At 71.5% G+C, this 15864-nt stretch carries 17 protein-coding genes; 14 read left to right on the top strand and 3 right to left on the bottom strand.

Annotation, left to right across the window (positions count from 1 at the left end):
• Nucleotides 1-93: 93 nt before the first annotated feature.
• Nucleotides 94-957: an SGNH/GDSL hydrolase family protein gene (locus tag E9565_RS14245; RefSeq protein WP_236835585.1), complete on the bottom strand. Its 864-nt coding sequence runs from the start codon at nucleotides 955-957 to the stop codon at nucleotides 94-96.
• Between the two features lie 125 nt (nucleotides 958-1082).
• Here E9565_RS14245 and E9565_RS14240 point away from each other — a divergent pair, with 125 nt between their 5' ends.
• The 3 genes from E9565_RS14240 (at nucleotide 1083) to E9565_RS14230 (ending at nucleotide 4567) form a co-directional block, all read left to right on the top strand.
• Nucleotides 1083-1772, top strand: coding sequence for a GDSL-type esterase/lipase family protein (locus tag E9565_RS14240; RefSeq protein WP_236835583.1), 690 nt, complete (start codon nucleotides 1083-1085; stop codon nucleotides 1770-1772).
• Between the two features lie 638 nt (nucleotides 1773-2410).
• Nucleotides 2411-3391 (top strand): helix-turn-helix transcriptional regulator, encoded by a 981-nt coding sequence (locus E9565_RS23305; RefSeq protein ID WP_236835581.1) that lies wholly within the window; start codon nucleotides 2411-2413, stop codon nucleotides 3389-3391.
• Between the two features lie 207 nt (nucleotides 3392-3598).
• On the top strand, nucleotides 3599-4567 hold the full coding sequence (locus E9565_RS14230) for a LysR family transcriptional regulator (RefSeq protein ID WP_236835579.1): 969 nt from the start codon (nucleotides 3599-3601) through the stop codon (nucleotides 4565-4567).
• Between the two features lie 333 nt (nucleotides 4568-4900).
• On the opposite strand, the gene E9565_RS14225 is transcribed toward E9565_RS14230, so the two are convergent.
• Nucleotides 4901-5698, bottom strand: coding sequence for an IclR family transcriptional regulator C-terminal domain-containing protein (locus E9565_RS14225; RefSeq protein WP_236835578.1), 798 nt, complete (start codon nucleotides 5696-5698; stop codon nucleotides 4901-4903).
• Between the two features lie 148 nt (nucleotides 5699-5846).
• On the opposite strand from E9565_RS14225, the gene E9565_RS14220 reads away from it, so the two are divergent.
• The 11 genes from E9565_RS14220 (at nucleotide 5847) to pcaD (ending at nucleotide 15189) form a co-directional block, all read left to right on the top strand.
• Nucleotides 5847-6419, top strand: a complete 573-nt coding sequence (locus tag E9565_RS14220; RefSeq protein ID WP_236835576.1) for a flavin reductase family protein — start codon at nucleotides 5847-5849, stop codon at nucleotides 6417-6419.
• A gap of 59 nt (nucleotides 6420-6478) precedes the next feature.
• Nucleotides 6479-8083, top strand: a complete 1605-nt coding sequence (locus tag E9565_RS14215; RefSeq protein ID WP_236835574.1) for a 4-hydroxyphenylacetate 3-hydroxylase family protein — start codon at nucleotides 6479-6481, stop codon at nucleotides 8081-8083.
• A 46-nt stretch (nucleotides 8084-8129) separates the two neighbouring features.
• Nucleotides 8130-8975, top strand: coding sequence for a catechol 1,2-dioxygenase (gene catA, locus E9565_RS14210; protein WP_236835572.1), 846 nt, complete (start codon nucleotides 8130-8132; stop codon nucleotides 8973-8975).
• A gap of 115 nt (nucleotides 8976-9090) precedes the next feature.
• Nucleotides 9091-10314 (top strand): cytochrome P450, encoded by a 1224-nt coding sequence (locus E9565_RS22985; RefSeq protein WP_236835570.1) that lies wholly within the window; start codon nucleotides 9091-9093, stop codon nucleotides 10312-10314.
• Between the two features lie 6 nt (nucleotides 10315-10320).
• Nucleotides 10321-11370 (top strand): NADH:ubiquinone reductase (Na(+)-transporting) subunit F, encoded by a 1050-nt coding sequence (locus E9565_RS14200; protein WP_236835568.1) that lies wholly within the window; start codon nucleotides 10321-10323, stop codon nucleotides 11368-11370.
• A 26-nt stretch (nucleotides 11371-11396) separates the two neighbouring features.
• Nucleotides 11397-11702 (top strand): EthD family reductase, encoded by a 306-nt coding sequence (locus E9565_RS14195; protein ID WP_236835566.1) that lies wholly within the window; start codon nucleotides 11397-11399, stop codon nucleotides 11700-11702.
• Nucleotides 11703-11730: 28 nt separating this feature from the next.
• Nucleotides 11731-12852 (top strand): muconate/chloromuconate family cycloisomerase, encoded by a 1122-nt coding sequence (locus E9565_RS14190; RefSeq protein WP_236835564.1) that lies wholly within the window; start codon nucleotides 11731-11733, stop codon nucleotides 12850-12852.
• 18 nt (nucleotides 12853-12870) lie between these two features.
• On the top strand, nucleotides 12871-13158 hold the full coding sequence (gene catC, locus E9565_RS14185) for a muconolactone Delta-isomerase (RefSeq protein WP_199580147.1): 288 nt from the start codon (nucleotides 12871-12873) through the stop codon (nucleotides 13156-13158).
• The gene (locus tag E9565_RS14180; protein WP_236835563.1) at nucleotides 13155-13955 is read left to right on the top strand and encodes a bifunctional riboflavin kinase/FAD synthetase; all 801 of its coding nucleotides are present in this window, start codon (nucleotides 13155-13157) and stop codon (nucleotides 13953-13955) included. Before catC ends, E9565_RS14180 begins: the two co-directional genes overlap by 4 nt.
• On the top strand, nucleotides 13952-14431 hold the full coding sequence (locus E9565_RS14175; RefSeq protein WP_091379125.1) for a nuclear transport factor 2 family protein: 480 nt from the start codon (nucleotides 13952-13954) through the stop codon (nucleotides 14429-14431). The genes E9565_RS14180 and E9565_RS14175 overlap by 4 nt, the downstream gene beginning before the upstream one ends.
• The gene (gene pcaD, locus E9565_RS14170) at nucleotides 14428-15189 is read left to right on the top strand and encodes a 3-oxoadipate enol-lactonase (RefSeq protein ID WP_236835562.1); all 762 of its coding nucleotides are present in this window, start codon (nucleotides 14428-14430) and stop codon (nucleotides 15187-15189) included. Before E9565_RS14175 ends, pcaD begins: the two co-directional genes overlap by 4 nt.
• Here pcaD and E9565_RS14165 read toward each other — a convergent pair.
• A complete protein-coding gene (locus E9565_RS14165) occupies nucleotides 15184-15651 on the bottom strand; it encodes an isochorismatase family protein (RefSeq protein ID WP_236835561.1) in 468 nt (155 codons plus the stop codon). The two genes, pcaD and E9565_RS14165, sit on opposite strands and share 6 nt — an antisense overlap.
• Nucleotides 15652-15864: the final 213 nt, after the last annotated feature.

Raw genomic sequence — 15864 nt, 5'->3', positions numbered from 1 at the left:
CGATCTTGGCCTGGTAACCGTGATCGTCCAGCTCAGAAGCACCCTCTTCTCGTTGCCACACCGATCACCCGCTCAGGACCGGTGGATTCAGGCTCAGCCGCGGTCGAGCCGCAGCACCGCCATGGTGCGCGCGGCCATCTCCGCCTCGCCGAGCGCGTTGGGGTGCACGATCACCGGGTTGAGGCCCTGCAGGACCGGCTCGATCCACCGGACGCCGATCGGCTGGCAGGCGTCGTGGCCGTCGGAGACGCGGCTGAGGTCGACGAAGGTGACGCCGGACAGGGACGCCGCCCGCCGCACCACGTCGTTCAGCGTCGCCTGGAGGTCGCGCAGGTAGGGGATGTCGCCCTCGGCGATGGTCATGCGGTCGAAGCACCCACCGCTGGCCGGCACGATCCAGGGGTAGCCGAGGATCGCGACGCGGGCGTTCGGTGCCGCCGTCCGCACGGCCCGGAGCGCCTCCACCAGCGCCGGGAACGTCGTGCTGCGCACGGTGTCGGTGAACGAGCTGCCGTACCGGTCCTTGCACGGGCTGCCCTGGCCGAGCGTGGCGAGGCCGGCGCTGCTGCAGGCGAGCACCGAGTTGATGAAGACGCCGCTGTCGTTGCCGCCGATGGTCATGGTCACCAGCTGGGTGTCGCGGCTCAGCGCCGCCAGCTGCGGGGCCACGCCCGGGTGCTGCTCGGTGAAGAAGTCGGCGGTCTCGGCGCCGCCGCAGGTGACGTCGGTGAGCCGGGCGCCGATCGCCGCGGCGATGACGTGCGGGTAGTTGCGGGTCGAGCGGAGGCACTGCGGCGGCGCGGTGAGGTCCGGCGGCAGGACGCCGGAGGCCGCGCTGTAGGAGTCACCGAGGGCGACGTAGCGCACCGGGGCCGGCAGGGCCTGGGCCGGCGGCGCGACGACGACGCCGGTGAGGACCGCGACGGCGGCCAGGATGCAGGTAGCGAGACGGCGCACGTCTCCTCCAGATCGGGTGGGGGCGGTGTGCGCGGATCAACGCGCCAGCCGGTTCCCGGTTACGCAGGTCACACAGGTAGCGGCGGCGGCGTGTCGCCCGGCGGGCACGGGCTACCGTCGAGCCCATGGCTCCGGGACGCGTGGTCCAGGCGCTCGTCGCCGTCGTGATCGTCGCCCTCGCGGGCTCGGTGCTCGTCCGCAACAGCCCGGGCAACCGGCTGGCCCACGCCGTCCTGCACTTCGAGTGCTTCCTGTCCCCGTCCGACGAGCCGGGCGGCACCGTGGCCCTCGGCGACTCGATCACCGCCGGGAGCCACGTCGACGCGCTGGCCATCGGGGTCGACGACTCGTACGCCGACGTGCTCGCCTGCCGCGAGGACTCCCCCGTCACCTACGGCGGCAACTTCGGGGTCGACGGGGAGCGGAGCGACGAGATCCTGGCCCGGGTGCCCGACGCGCTCGAGCCGCGCCCGGCCACGGTGCTCGTGCTCGCCGGCACCAACGACGTCCGCCAGGGGCGCGCCGACGGGACGATCGGCACGCTGACGCAGATCGCCGAGGAGGTCGAGGCGGGCGGGGCGACCCCCGTCTTCGCCACCCTGCCTCCCAGCGACGAGTTCCCCGGGGAGACCGCAGCCCTCAACGAGCGGCTGCGCGCGTGGGCGGACGAGCGCGGCGTGGCACTGCTGGACTTCTGGACGCCGCTGGCCGACCCGGACGGCACCTTCGCCGACGGGATGAGCGACGACGGCACCCACCCCTCGGCCGAGGGCACGCGGGTGCTGGCCGACGTCGTCTCCGACGCGCTGGGCTGAGCGGGCGCGTCAGCCGCGCCGGCGCCACCAGGGCCGGGAGTGGCAGCGGCAGAAGTCGGCCAGCTCGAGGCAGTCGTCGCAGGTCATGCGTCCAGGGTGAACCGAGCCGGGCCGGATCGGAGCCACTTCGGGGCCGGCCCTCACCCGAAGGGGCCAGGCGCCACGACGGCTTCCGGAAAGCGACCAGGCCACCCCTCCCAGTGGGAGGGGCGGCCTGGTCGATCGGGTGGAGCTGAGGGGACTCGAACCCCTGACCCCCACACTGCCAGGCCGTCATGTTCGCGTTCAGGTCGGTTCACTGCGGTTCCGTAATGCCATTGACCTGGACGTTCGGACTGCCGTGACCACCCGGGGACAACCGCGAACGACGTCAACTGCAACCGCAACTGCAACCAGCGAGCTTCTGATCGCCGTCTCCGCGACGAGCCCTTCGTGCATACCCTCGCTGTCCACGGTGCCGGGGTCTCCCCTGCCTGCTGCTGCACCAAGACGATCGTTTCCCGCCGCCGCGACGCCGGGCACCGCTGGTCCGGACTAGGTGCCATGCTGCAGGGGACGTCCCGCGAAAGGTGGTCGTGCACCGATCCGACGGCAGACGGCCGTCGCTCCCCGCAGCCGGCGATGGACCGCCCGAGGCGGTGCTCGACGTGGTGACGAACTGCCCGTTGCCTTCGTTGCTGCTCGCGGTGCCGTCCGAGCAGATCCTGGCCGTGAGCGGTGTGGCCGAACGCCTGTTGTGCCCGGACGGCGGTTCGCCGGTGGGCCGAAGCCTCGAGGACTTCGCCGCCGACGAGCCGACCGGCGCGCTCGACCTGATGGTATCCGGGCGCCTGGACGGCTACGAGGCGCGGCGCACCATTCACCACGGCGACCGGACGGTCCCGGTGACCGTGTGGATCCGCGTGGTGGACGGACAGGAGAGACGCAGGTTCGCGCTCGCGAAACTGCTGCCCGACCCCGCGGCCATCGGAGAGGCGCTGCGGCGACCGGAGGGAGCGACCGCCGAGGCGGTCGTCGGCTCGACCGATGCGCATCTGACGGTGGATCGCGTCAGCACGGACGTCGCCGCGCTGCTGGACCACCGAGCGGCAGACGTGGTGGGCCAGTCACTGTTCAGGCTTATCGATTCGCCCGATGCGCGGCCGCTGTTGCAGGCGCTGGCGCGCGGTGCCGACACCGGCCTGGGCACGAGCCTCTCGGTGCGCCCGCAGCTGTTCGGCTTCCGCGCGAGCCGCTGCCAGCTGCTGCTGCTGCCGATGGAGCCCTCACCGAGCTCCGCCTTCGCGTTGGTGGACGAGGAATCCGCCGACGCGCTGACCTCCGCGCTGGGCATGAAACAAGCGTTGTGGCAGTTCGACGAGGTCCTGCGGTCGGCCACCGCGTCACGGATGGCCGCGGAACTGCCTGCGGATCCGGGGCTGGGCCGGCTGTCCGGGCGCGAGTTGGAGATCGTGATGCGGCTGATGAACGGTGACCGGGTGCCGGCGATCGCCGAGTCGCTGTTCCTGAGCCCCAGCACGGTGCGCAACCATCTCTCGGCCGTGTTCCGCAAACTGCGCGTCGGATCGCAGCAGCAGCTCATCCATCTGCTGCGCAGGACGGACGCCCCGTCCAGCTGATCGTGACACTTCGCCCATACCGCGGCAGGCGCTGGCCGTCGATGCTCGGGGCGTGACCGGCGGACGCACCCCTGGCGAGCACCCCGCGAAGGGCGTGCCTGCCGGTCGACCGCGGCCGCCGGTCACTCATCGTGCGGGTCGACGATGGTCAGCGAATCCGCAGGCGTCTCCGTCTCCGGTGGCCGTCCTCCGTCGACCTGTCCTGCCGTGGAGCTGAGGCAGCTCGAGCACTTCCTCGCCGTCGTGGAGGAGGGCTCGTTCACCCGTGCCGCCGCCCGCGTGTACATGGTGCAGTCCAGCCTCTCGGCGTCGCTGCTGTCCCTGGAGCGCGAGCTCGGCACCGAGCTCTTCGTCCGCGGTCACCGCGGAGCCGAGCTGACCGACGCGGGCCGGGCGTTCCTGGACCCCGCCCGCGCGGTACTGCGCGATGTCGACCGTGCACAGGACGCCGTCGCGGAGGTCGAAGGGCTGCTGCGCGGCTCGGTGCGCGTCGCCACCGTGCCGCTGCCCCGCGAACTCGACATGAGCCCGACCATCAGCGCGTTCCGCGAGGGGCACCCGGGCGTGGACCTGCGCCTCGTCCCCGCCGGCACGCAGGAGGCGGTGCAGCTCGTTGCCGATGGAGAGCCCGACTTCGCCATCGCCCCGCTGCCCCCGCAGGTCGGGCGCACGCTGCGCTTCGAGAAGCTCTACTCCACCCCGCTGGTGGCCGTGTGCCCGGCCGGCCATCGTCTCGCCGGGGCGCGGGACCTCGATCCACGGGAACTGATGGACGAGCCCCTCATCGACCTGGCCCGCGGGTGGTGGTCCCGTGCCCTCTTCGATCGCCTGCTCGAGGAGCGGGGACTGCATCGCGACGTCCGGCTCGAAGTCACCGACTGGCACTCGGTCGTGACGATGGCGCAACGGGGCGTGGGAATCGCGTACGGCCCCAAGGCGTGCATCGACCTGGAGACCTTCGCCGCTCGTCGGTCGATCCAACCGCAGTCTTGCGGCGTTGGATCGAGCCGCGCGTTGGCGCGATCGCTGACCACGAACGCGCCACGCTGCCCCAGTGGCCCCCATGCCGGCACCACCACGACTCAGGCGGCTTTCCCGGTGGGAGAACGGCCTGGTCAAGGAGTGGGAGCCTGGCGAAAAGCAAACCCGCAGGTCCATGCCCACGAATGGCGATGACCTGTTCGAGTTGCACACGAATCGACGCGGGTTTGCACACGCCTCTGCGGGCGTCGCTCCGACCTCCACGACGCCCGGACCGCCGTGCTGATCTTCGCGCCGAGACGACCGTCCGCGTAGAGGACCGTGGGGAGCCGACGTTCAGCAGTGACACGGTGTGTCTCACACCATTCATGGGGTGTGCCCACGCCGCGGGCGGCTCGGCCACGGCTTCGACGCCCACCGAGGTCTGCGTGGGTTCCCTTCCGAGATGAGCCATCGCGGCGGGGCCGTGCGGCCCGCTCACCGCCGTCCCCTTCCGGCGAGATCCGGCCATGTCGCCAGGCCCCGCCGTCAGCGCCGGCCGAGGTCGGCGGTGATCCGCTCGGCGGTCTCCACCAGCAGCGGGACGACGTTCCGCTCCAGCTCGCCGCGGCTCGACCGGCCCGCGGAGGTGGAGGATGCCAGCGCGGCGACCACCTGGCCGGTGCGGTCGCGCACCGGGGCCGACGCTGACAGCAGGCCTAGCTCGAGCTCCTCGTCGACGATGCTCCAGCCGTCGGCCCGGACGCGGGCGAGCTCGGCGCGCAGGGCGGACGGATCGGTCACCGTCCGCGGAGTGATCGGCCGCAGGGGCCGCCGGTTGAGCACCGAATCGACCACGGGTACGGGCGCCCAGGCCAGCAGCACCCGGCCCATCGACGTCGCGTGCGCCGGCACACGGGTGCCCACCGAGACGTTGATGCTCATGATCCGGCGCACCGGCACGCGGGCGACGTAGACGACCTCGTCGCCGTCCAGCGTCGCCAGCGAGGCCGACTCGTGGGTCTCCTCCGCCAGGCGCAGCAGGTGCGGCTGGGCCAGCTCGATCAGCGCGTGCGAGGCCGTGTAGTGCTGGCCGATCGCAAGTACGCGGGGGGTCAGCGACCAGCGGCCCCCGGACCCGCGCACGTACCCCATCCGCTCCAGCGTGATCAGGAAGCGCCGCACCGCCGGGCGCGAGAAGCCGGTGATCTGCGCCAGCTCGGCCAGCGTCGGCTCGGGATGCTCCTCGTCGAAGGCGAGCAGGACGGCGATCCCACGCTCCAGGCTCTGCACGTGATCGCGGTCGACCTGGGGGGACTCGCCGGTGGAGTCGTCTGCGATGGCCATCGGCCTCATCTTCCTGCACCGGAGGGGTTGACGTGCCGGGTGACGCACAGCACACTTCCTGCACGCGCTGCGGTCATACTGTACGCATAGCGGGCAGACGACAGGAACCTGCAGGCACGGCCGGCGACCTCGACGAGGAGATCCCCCGATGCTCGACCCCCGCACGATCCGCACCGCCTTCGGCCGCTTCGCGACCGGCGTCACCGTGGTCACCTGTGCCAAGGACGACGGCCTCCCCCACGGGGCCACCGTCAACGCGTTCACCGCCGTCTCCCTCGAACCGGCCCTGTGCCAGGTGACGCTCACCCGGCAGTCGAAGGCCTGCGGCTACCTGGAGGACGCGCCGTTCGCGGTCAACGTCCTGTCCTCGGCGCAGCTGGACACGGCGTGGCACTTCGCGGGGCGGCCACAATCCCCCGAGCCGGAATGGGCCGAGGGTCCGACCGCCCCCGTTCTCGTGGGCAATGCGGCGACCATCTCGTGCCGGCCGTGGCGCACCTACGACGGTGGCGACCATCTGATCGTCATCGGCGAGGTCGCCGACCTTCAGGTCGGCGACGAGGAGCCCCTCGTCTTCTTCAGCGGCCGCTTCCGCGAGCTGGCCGCCCCGGCGACCGGCATCCACTGGGCCGGGTCCATGGACTGCCCGGAACTGGGCTGGTTCGACGCCTCGACCACCTTCACCCCGCTCCACGCCCACAAGCACCGCGCCGCCTCCTGAGCGGGGCACGGCCCGCACCACCGCAGCACCCGACTCCACCGCCGAAGAAGGGTTCCCCTGTGACACTGGAAAAAGAGCAAGAAGTCGTCGGCCCGCGCACGACCGCCGAGGGCGCGCCCGATCCCGATGCCCCCACCGCCACCCGTCCCATGACCGGGGACGAGTACATCGAGAGCCTCCGCGACGACCGCGAGGTCTGGATCTACGGCGAGCGGGTCGAGGACGTCACTACGCACCCGGCCTTCCGCAACCCGATCCGGATGACCGCGCGGCTCTACGACTCGATGCACGACCCCGCGGTCAAGGACAAGGTGACGACGCCGACCGACACCGGCAGCGGCGGCGTCACGCACCCGTTCTTCCGCGCACCGCACTCGGTGGAGGACATGGTCCGCGACCGGGACGCGATCGCGACCTGGGCCCGGATGTCCTACGGCTGGATGGGCCGGGCCCCCGACTACAAGGCCGCTTTCCTCGGCACCCTGGGCGCGAACAGCGAGTTCTACGCGCCCTACGAGGCAAACGCGAAGCGCTGGTACAAGGAGTCTCAGGAAAAGGTCCTCTACTGGAACCACGCGATCATCAACCCGCCGGTGGACCGCAACCTCCCGCCGGACGAGGTCGGCGACGTCTTCATGAAGGTGGAGAAGGAGACCGATGCGGGGCTGATCGTGTCCGGGGCCAAGGTCGTGGCGACCGGCTCAGCGATCACCAACTACAACTTCATCGCCCACTACGGACTCCCGATCAAGAAGAAGGAGTACTCGCTGATCTGCACGGTGCCGATGGACGCACCGGGCGTGAAGCTGATCTGCCGGGCCTCGTACAGCCAGCAGGCCGCGGTGATGGGCAGTCCGTTCGACTATCCGCTGTCGAGCCGGATGGACGAGAACGACACGATCTTCGTGTTCGACAAGGTCCTGGTCCCGTGGGAGAACGTCTTCCTCTACGGCGACGTGGAGAAGATCAACGGGTTCTTCCCGGCGTCCGGGTTCCTCCCCCGCTTCACCCTGCACGGCTGCACCCGCCTCGCAGTCAAGCTCGACTTCATCGCGGGCCTGCTGCTCAAGGCGCTGGAGATCACCGGCAGCAAGGACTTCCGCGGCGTGCAGACCCGCGTCGGTGAGGTCATCGGCTGGCGGAACATCTTCTGGGCGCTGAGCGACGCCATGATCCACAACCCCGACGAGTGGGTCGGCGGCACCATGCTGCCCAAGCTCGACTACGGCCTGACCTACCGGATGTTCATGATCCAGGGCTATCCGCGGGTGAAGGAGATCATCGAGTCCGACGTCGCCAGCGGGCTGATCTACCTGAACTCGCACTCGCTGGACTTCAAGACTCCAGAGATCCGGCCTTACCTGGACAAGTACGTGCGCGGCTCCAACGGCATCGAGGCCGTCGACCGGGTCAAGCTCATGAAGGCCCTCTGGGACTCGGTCGGCACCGAGTTCGGCGGCCGGCACGAGCTGTACGAGCGAAACTACTCCGGCAACCACGAGGGCGTGAAGGCCGAACTGCTCTTCGCCGCCGAGGCCCAGGGCACCACCGGCGCCATGAAGGGCCTGGCCGAGCAGTGCCTCTCCGAGTACGACCTCGACGGCTGGACGGTGCCCGACCTCATCGGCAACGACGACGTCTCGTACTTCCGCAACCGCCGCTGAACCCCGCGGGCCGGGCGGCCCGCCTCCACTCAACGAGGAGCAACCCATGACCACCGTCGAATCCAGCCCCACCGCCGCCGGTTCCGGCGCCAACGCCACCGAGGCGTTCCGATCCGCCCAGCACGAGGCCGCCGACGTCTCCCCCGAGCGCATCAGCGCCGTCGTCCGGGGCGTGCTGCAGGGCGTCCACGGCGCCATCCGCGAGCACAAGGTGACCTATCCGGAGTTCCAGGCCGCCAAGGCCTGGCTCATCGAGGTCGGCGAGGGCGGCGAATGGCCGCTGTTCCTCGACGTCTTCGTCGAGCACGTCGTCGAGGAGGTGACGTCGGAGGCGCAGCAGGGCAGCAAGGGCACGATCCTCGGGCCCTACTACCTGCCGGCCGCGAAGTCGCTGCCCGCGAAGGCCACGCTCCCGATGCGGGACGACGAGAAGGGGACGCCGCTGGTCTTCGCCGGCCAGGTCCGCGACATCGACGGCACGCCCCTGGGTGGCGCCGAGGTCGACATCTGGCAGGCCGACAGCGAGGGCTACTACTCCGGCTTCGCCCCCCACCTGCCCGAGGGCAACCTGCGCGGCGTCGTCACCACCGACGAGGAGGGCCGGTTCGAGATCCGGACGATCCAGCCCGCGCCGTACCAGATCCCGACCGACGGACCGACCGGCAAGCTGATCACCGCCGCCGGCTGGCACCCGTGGCGTCCGGCGCACCTGCACCTCATCGTGCGCGCGCCCGGACACCGGCCGATCACCACCCAGCTCTACTTCCAGGGTGGCGAGTACCTGGAGAGCGACGTCGCCGAGGCGGTCAAGCCCGAACTGGTGCTCGACCCCCAGGACCAGGGCGACGGCACGGTGAAGTCGACGTACGACTTCGAGCTCGAGCGCGCCTGACCGACCGTCCTGCTGCGGCCTCCGGTCACCCAGCGACCGGAGGCCGCAGCCTGCACGGGGGCCGACGGCCCACCCCCCACCCCATCGGCAACGACGTACGAGGAGGAACCCCCGCGTGACCGCAGTGACCGACACGCCCGCCTGGATCGCCGAGATCACCATGGCCGAGCTCGAGAAGGACCCCTACCCGTTCTACGAGCGGCTGCGCCGCGAGGCCCCGGTGGCCTTCGTCCCCGCGCTCGGCCTCCACATCGCCTCGACGAGGGCGGCCTGCCAGGAGATCGGATCGCAGAGCGACATCTGGGACGGCGTGATCAGCCCGGCCGGCGGCCGCACCTTCGGGCACCCCGCGGTGCTCAACGTCAACGGCCCCGAGCACGACGAGCTCCGGGGGATGGTCGACCCGGCGCTGCAGCCCAGTGAGGTCGACCGGTACGTCGACAGGCTCGTCCGCCCCATCGCCAAGCGCTACGTCGAGGCCTTCGAGAACGACGGGCACGCCGACCTGGTGGCCCAGTTCTGCGAGCCGGTGAGCGTCCGCGCCCTGGGTGACCTCATGGGGCTGCAGTCGGTCAGCTCGGACAAGCTGCGGGAGTGGTTCCACAAGCTGAACGTCTCGTTCACCAACGCGGCGGTGGACGAGAACGGCGAGTTCGCCAACCCGGACGGCTTCATCCCCGGTGACGAGGCGCGCGCCGAGATCCGGGCCGTGCTCGACCCGCTGCTGGACAAGTGGACGGTCGAACCCGACGACAGCGCCCTGTCCCACTGGCTGCACGACGGCATGCCCGAGGGCCAGACCCGGGACCGCGAGAAGATCTACCCGACCGTGTTCGTCTTCCTGCTCGGCGCCATGCAGGAGCCCGGTCACGCGATGGCCTCCACCATCGCCGGCCTCTGGACCCGACCCGACCAGTTCGAGCGCGTCGTCGACGACCCCAAGCTGATCCGCCGGGCGATCACCGAGAGCCTGCGCTGGACCTCGCCCATCTGGTCGGCCGTCGCCCGGGTCAACAAGGTCGACACCACTGTCGCCGGCACCTTCCTGCCCGCGGGCTCGGTCGTGATGCTGTCCTACGGCTCGGCCAACCACGACGCGAACGCCTACGACGCGCCGTCGGACTACGACCTCGACCGCGCCCCCGTCCCGCACATGGCCTTCGGCGCCGGCAAGCACGGCTGCGCGGGCATCTACTTCGCCAGCGAGGTGTGCCGGATCGGGCTCGAGGAGCTCTTCGAGACCATCCCCAACCTCGAGCGGGACGAGACCAAGGAGATCGACTTCTGGGGCTGGGGCTTCCGCGGGCCGATCGAACTCCACGCGAACTGGGAGGTCTGAGCTGACATGACTGGGCACACCGTCCGACTGCAGACGCTGGGCAGAGTGACCAGCTGCCGCAGCGACCAGTCCGTCCTGGACGCCTACCTCCGTGACAACGTCTGGCTGCCGCACGGCTGCACGCAGGGCACTTGCGGCAGCTGCAAGCTCCGGGTGCTCGACGGGGAGGTCGAGCACGGGAACGCTCCGGCGTTCACCCTCACCCCGGAGGAGCGCGAGCAGGGGATCGCCCTGGCGTGCCAGGCGACGCCGCGGTCGGACCTGCTGGTCGAGCCGCTGGCCGAGGTGAGCGACGACGGCGTCGTCCGGCACCCGCTCCGCGACCTCACCGGCAGCGTCGCCGTGCTGGAGGACATCGCCCGGGACACCCGTCGCGTCGTGGTCGAGCTGACCGAGGCGATGCCGTTCAACGCCGGGCAGTACGCCGAGCTGCGGGTTCCCGGCACCGACGTGTGGCGGCAGTACTCGATGGCCAATCCGCCCTCGGAGACCCACCGGCTGGAGTTCCACGTCCGGCGGACCCCCGGCGGCATCGCCACCGACGGGTGGGTCTTCGCCTCGCTGGCCGTCGGCGACGCGGTCGCTGTCCGTGGGCCGCTGGGCGTCTTCGGGATCTCCCGTCCCCAGGAGGAGCCGGCGATCCTGATCGCCGGGGGCACCGGCCTCGCTCCGATGAAGTCCATGGTGCTGCACGCGCTGGCCGAGGGGCTGGTGCCCGAGCTGTACCTGTACCACGGCGGGCGCACCGAGGCCGATCTCTACGACGGCGACCTGTTCCGCGCGCTCGACGCCGAGCACCCGCACTTCCACTACCGGCCATGCCTGTCCGAACAGCAGTGGGACGGCGCGAGCGGCATGGTCACCGACGTCGTCCTGGAGGACTTCGAGAGTTGCAAGGGCATGTCGGCCTACCTCTGCGGGCCGCCCGCCATGGTCGAGGCCGCCGGGAAGGTGCTCAAGCGCCGCCGGATGGCCCCCCGACTGGTCTTCAAAGAGGAGTTCACCGACGCCGCCGACCTCGCGGCCGCCGGTGCCCCCCTCGCCACCGCCAGCTGAATCCCCGAACGAGAGGCGCTCCCCCGATGCACACCCTGATGGTCCTGTACCGCCCCCCGGCCGACCGCGAGGCGTTCAACCGGTACTACGAGCAGGTCCACCTGCCGCTGGCGCAGAAGCTGCCCGGCGTGCGGGCCGCGCGCTACAGCCTCGCCGTCGCCGCAGCCGAGGGCGAGCCCGCCTTCACCGCCGTCTTCGAGGCCGACTTCGACTCGCCCGAGGACATGGCCGCGGCCCTGGCCTCGCCGGAGGGCGCCGCGGCCCAGGCCGACATCCCGAACTTCGCCACGGGCGGCCTGGAGATCTTGCACTTCCCGGCCCGCACGTCCTGATGCCCGCTCCTGCTCGGAGGGCTGCCCCGTGAACGACCTGCACATCGAACGAGTCAGCACCGCGATCCTCGACGTCCCCCTGCGGCGACCACACCGGTTCGCGCGCACCGGCATGGACGCCCAGCCGCTGCTGCTGGTCACCCTCACGACCCGCGGCGGCGTCTCGGGCATCGGGGAAGGCGTCGTCCCCGGCGGGCCGTGGTGGGGCGGCGAGTCGGTCGAGACGATGCAGCTGATCATCGAGCGGTACATCGCGCCGCTCCTGATCGGCCGCCGCGTCGACGACATCCCCGGCATCCAGCAGGCGATCAACGACGTCGTCGCCGCCAACCTCTACGCGAAGGCCGCCGTCGAGGTGGCCCTGCACGACGCGTGGGCCCGCAGCCTCGGCGTGCCGGTGCACACGCTGCTCGGCGGTCTCGCCCGCACCTCGATCCCGGTGACGTGGGCGCTGGGCACCGAGTCGGCGTCCGAGGTCGTCGAGGAGGCGCAGGCCAAGCTGGACGCCGGGTTGCACTCCAGCTTCAAGCTCAAGATGGGTGCCCAGGATCCCGCGGACGACGTCGCGCGGATCGTCGAGGTGGCCGAGAAGCTGTCGTGCAACGCGAGCATCCGGGTAGACATCAACGCCCGCTGGGACCTCATCACCTCGCTCCGCTGGCTGCCCCGCCTGGCTGAGGCGGGGGTCGATCTCATCGAGCAGCCGGTGCCGGGCGCCGAGGTCGAGTGGCTGGCGGAGATCAACGCGGCGCTGCCGATCCCGGTCATGGCCGACGAGAGCCTCCGGACACCGTCGGACGCACTGCGGCTGGTCAGGTTGCGCGCCGCCGACGTCTTCTCGCTCAAGACGACCAAGTCCGGTGGCCTCCGCTACACCCGCCAGATCGCCGACGTCGCCGCGGCGGCGGGCATCCCCTGCCACGGCGGCACCGCGATCGAGGGGCCGATCGGCACGGTCGCGTCCCTCCATCTGGCCTGCTCGACCCCGGCGGTCAGCTTTGGCAGCGAGCTGTTCGGCCCGCTGCTCATGCGCGAGGAGCTGCTCACCGAGCCCCTGCGCTACGCCGACGGCGCGCTGCACCTGCCCGAGGGCCCAGGTCTCGGGGTCGAGCTCGACCCGGCCGCCGTCGCCCGCTTCACCCGCCGCTGAATCCAGGAGGACCTGATCATGCTGTTCCACGTCCGCATGGACGTCGCCGTGCCCCGCGACCTCGATCCCGAGGAACGGGCGACGCTGCTGGCGAACGAGAAGGCCCGCGCGCTCGAGTTGCAGCGCACGGGCACCTGGGTGCACCTGTGGCGGGTGGTCGGCCAGTACAGCAACGTGAGCATCTTCGACGTGGAGAGCTCCGACGAGCTGCACGAGATCCTGTGGAACCTGCCGCTGTTTCCGTTCATGACCGTCGCGGTCACCCCGCTGACGGAGCACCCCTCGGCCCTCTCCGCCAATCCATGACCGTGGCGACCGTGACCGGCGCCCGGCTCTGGCACGGGCTGGACGACGTCCCGGCCGGCTTCGGCCCGTGCGCGGTGACGATCGGCGTCTTCGACGGCGTCCACCGCGGGCACGTACGGGTCATCGAGCGAGCGGTCGCCGTGGGTCTGGGGCGGGGCCTGCCGACGGTACTGGTCACGTTCGACCCGCACCCGGCCCGCGTGGTCGGCCCACCGCGCGACACCGCCGCGCTGTCGACACCGGGCCGGCGGGCGGAGCTGGCCGGGGAGCTCGGGGTGGATGCGGTGCTCGTGCTGCCGTTCACCGCCGAGCTCGCCGGCACGTGTCCCGACGACTTCGTCCGGCGGGTGCTGGTCGACGCGCTGGATGCCCACGCCGTCATCGTCGGCAGCGATTTCCGGTTCGGCGCCCGCGGGGCCGGGGACGTCGCCACCCTCGCCGAGCTCGGTCAGCGGCACGGCTTCACCGCCGACGGCGTCGACCTGCTCTCCCCCGAGGGCGTGCGGTGCTCGTCGACACAGGTCCGCACATGTCTGGCCACCGGTGACGTCGCCGGCGCGGCGCGGGTGCTGGGCCGGCCGCACCGCGTCGAGGGCCGGCTGGCCGGCGGCGTGCTGGCGGTCCCGCCGGGGACGGCGGTGCCGGCACCGGGCCGCTACCCCGCCGCGATCACCAGACTCGACGCGCGGGTCTGCGTGGAGGTCGTGGTCGGGGCTGGCGGCGCGATCCGCCTGGCCGGCGGCCCGGCGGGCGACGGTGTCGTCTCCTTGGACTTCCTGCCGGAGGGTGCCCGGTGACGATCGAGGAGCGGCTGCGGCGGCTGGAGGACGTCGAGGCGATCCGGTCGCTCGACGCCCGCTACTGCCGGCTGCTCGACGACGGCGAATGGCCGGGGCTGGTGGGGCTGTTCACGCCGGAGGGCATCTTCGACGGCCTGAGCCGGGTCGAGGGCCGGGCCGACCTGCTGGCCTTCTTCGCCGGCCTGGCCGACGGCGGCCTGACCGCGTTCTGGCACCACGTGTCCAACCTGGAGATCGAGGTGGACGGCGACCGCGCCTCGGTGACCTCGCTGCTGTGGCAGCCGTGCGTCGTCGACGGCGTCCCGCACGTGGCCGCCGGCCGCTACACCGACGAGCTGGTGCGCACCGAGGCCGGCTGGCGCTACCGGGAGAAGCGGGTGCGCTTCTCCTACTGGGTGCCCCTGGCCGACGGCTGGGACCGGCACACGTTCACGCTTGAGTCCGCCCGCGCCGCCACCCTGGAGGACACATGACCGCCCGCCTGCACGCCGTCATGGACGGCCCCGCCGACGCCCCGGTACTCGTGCTCGGCCCGTCGCTGGGCACCGACACCGGCCTGTTCGACGCACAGGTCGCGGCCTTCGCCGACCGGCTGCAGATCGTCCGGTACGACCTGCGCGGGCACGGGGCCTCGGAGGTCGTACCGGGCCCGTGCACGATGGCCGACCTGGCCGCCGACGTGCTCGCGCTGCTCGACCGGCTCGGCGTCGAGCGCTTCTCCTACGCGGGGGTCTCCATCGGCGGGGCGATCGGCCAGCAGCTGGCGCTCACCGTGCCCGAGCGACTGGACAGGCTGGCGATCATCGCCTCGGCCGCGCGGTTCGCCGACCCGCCCTCATGGGCGGTGCGGGCCCAGCAGGTGCGCGAGGAGGGCACCGGGTTCCTGGAGTCCTCCCGCACCGGCACCTGGTTCACGGCCGAGTGGGCGGAGCGCTCCCCAGGAGAGGCGAAGCGGCTGCTCGACATGCTGCGCGCCACCCCGCCGGAGGGGTACGCGGCCTGCTGCGAGGCGATCGGCGCGTTCGACGTGCGCGACAGGCTCGGCGAGATCACCGCGTCCACCCTGACGATCGCCGGCGCCGAAGACCCGGCGACGACGCCGGAGATGGTGCGGTTCATCGCAGATGGCATCCCGGAGGCGCAGTTCGCCGTCGTCCCCGGCGCCGCACACTTGCCGAACGCGACCGCTCCCGGGGTCGTCAACGAGGCGCTGCGCCGACACGTCCTATGACGCGGGTCGGCTGCGCTGCGCTCGACGACATGCTCCCCACGGACCGCTGATGGTCAGAGGTGCGTGAGCGCTCCGCCAGGTCGATGACGTCGGCGTACTTGGCGTCGAGGTTGGCGAGGTTGTTGTCGTCCAGCGCGGTGTCCGGTCCGCGCAGGCCTGCCGCACGACATGCGGGTGGAAACCGGACTTGAGCGCGTCCATCGCGGTGGCCCGCACGCAGCCCGACGTCGAGACGCCGGCGATCATCAGGGTGTCCACGCCCGCGGCGTGCAGCGTCGTGGCCAGCGACGTCCCGAAGAACGCCGAGGCGTACAGCTTCACGACGACGATCTCCCCGGACTCGGGTTCCAGCGCGAGGTCACCCCAGGCGCCCGGGGCGTTCTCGGCGAAGCAGGCCCGCACCAGCATCTTGCTCGTGACCAGCCCGCCGTCGGCCAGGCTCTGGTGGTTGCGGGACAGCACCCGCAGACGACGAAGCCGGGGCCACCGCTGTGTGCGGTGGCCCCGGCCTTTTCGCCAACCAGGGGGCTGGCTTTTCGCCAGCACCCCGGTGGAGCTGAGGGGACTCGAACCCCTGACCCCCACTGCCAGGCCGACCTGACGGCGTTCGCCCACGTTCGCCGATGTTCGAAAAGGCTTGCTGAGCAGGGCGTTCGCCGCTCTGCCGGACGACGG

Origin of the sequence: Blastococcus sp. KM273129 (genome assembly GCF_021698995.1) — a bacterium.
In the GTDB taxonomy this organism is placed as follows: domain Bacteria; phylum Actinomycetota; class Actinomycetes; order Mycobacteriales; family Geodermatophilaceae; genus Blastococcus.
Note: the sequence above shows the minus strand (reverse complement) of the source record. Positions and strands in the feature narration are given on the sequence as shown.

What these genes read in the sequence shown, in the direction of transcription:
- pcaD (WP_236835562.1), top strand. Translation starts at nt 14,428, where the DNA reads ATGACCGCCCGCCTGCACGCCGTCATGGACGGCCCCGCCGACGCCCCG.
- E9565_RS14220 (WP_236835576.1), top strand. Translation starts at nt 5,847, where the DNA reads ATGCTCGACCCCCGCACGATCCGCACCGCCTTCGGCCGCTTCGCGACC.
- E9565_RS14180 (WP_236835563.1), top strand. Translation starts at nt 13,155, where the DNA reads ATGACCGTGGCGACCGTGACCGGCGCCCGGCTCTGGCACGGGCTGGAC.
- E9565_RS14200 (WP_236835568.1), top strand. Translation starts at nt 10,321, where the DNA reads ATGACTGGGCACACCGTCCGACTGCAGACGCTGGGCAGAGTGACCAGC.
- E9565_RS14225 (WP_236835578.1), bottom strand. Translation starts at nt 5,698, where the DNA reads ATGGCCATCGCAGACGACTCCACCGGCGAGTCCCCCCAGGTCGACCGC.
- E9565_RS14195 (WP_236835566.1), top strand. Translation starts at nt 11,397, where the DNA reads ATGCACACCCTGATGGTCCTGTACCGCCCCCCGGCCGACCGCGAGGCG.
- catC (WP_199580147.1), top strand. Translation starts at nt 12,871, where the DNA reads ATGCTGTTCCACGTCCGCATGGACGTCGCCGTGCCCCGCGACCTCGAT.
- E9565_RS14240 (WP_236835583.1), top strand. Translation starts at nt 1,083, where the DNA reads ATGGCTCCGGGACGCGTGGTCCAGGCGCTCGTCGCCGTCGTGATCGTC.
- catA (WP_236835572.1), top strand. Translation starts at nt 8,130, where the DNA reads ATGACCACCGTCGAATCCAGCCCCACCGCCGCCGGTTCCGGCGCCAAC.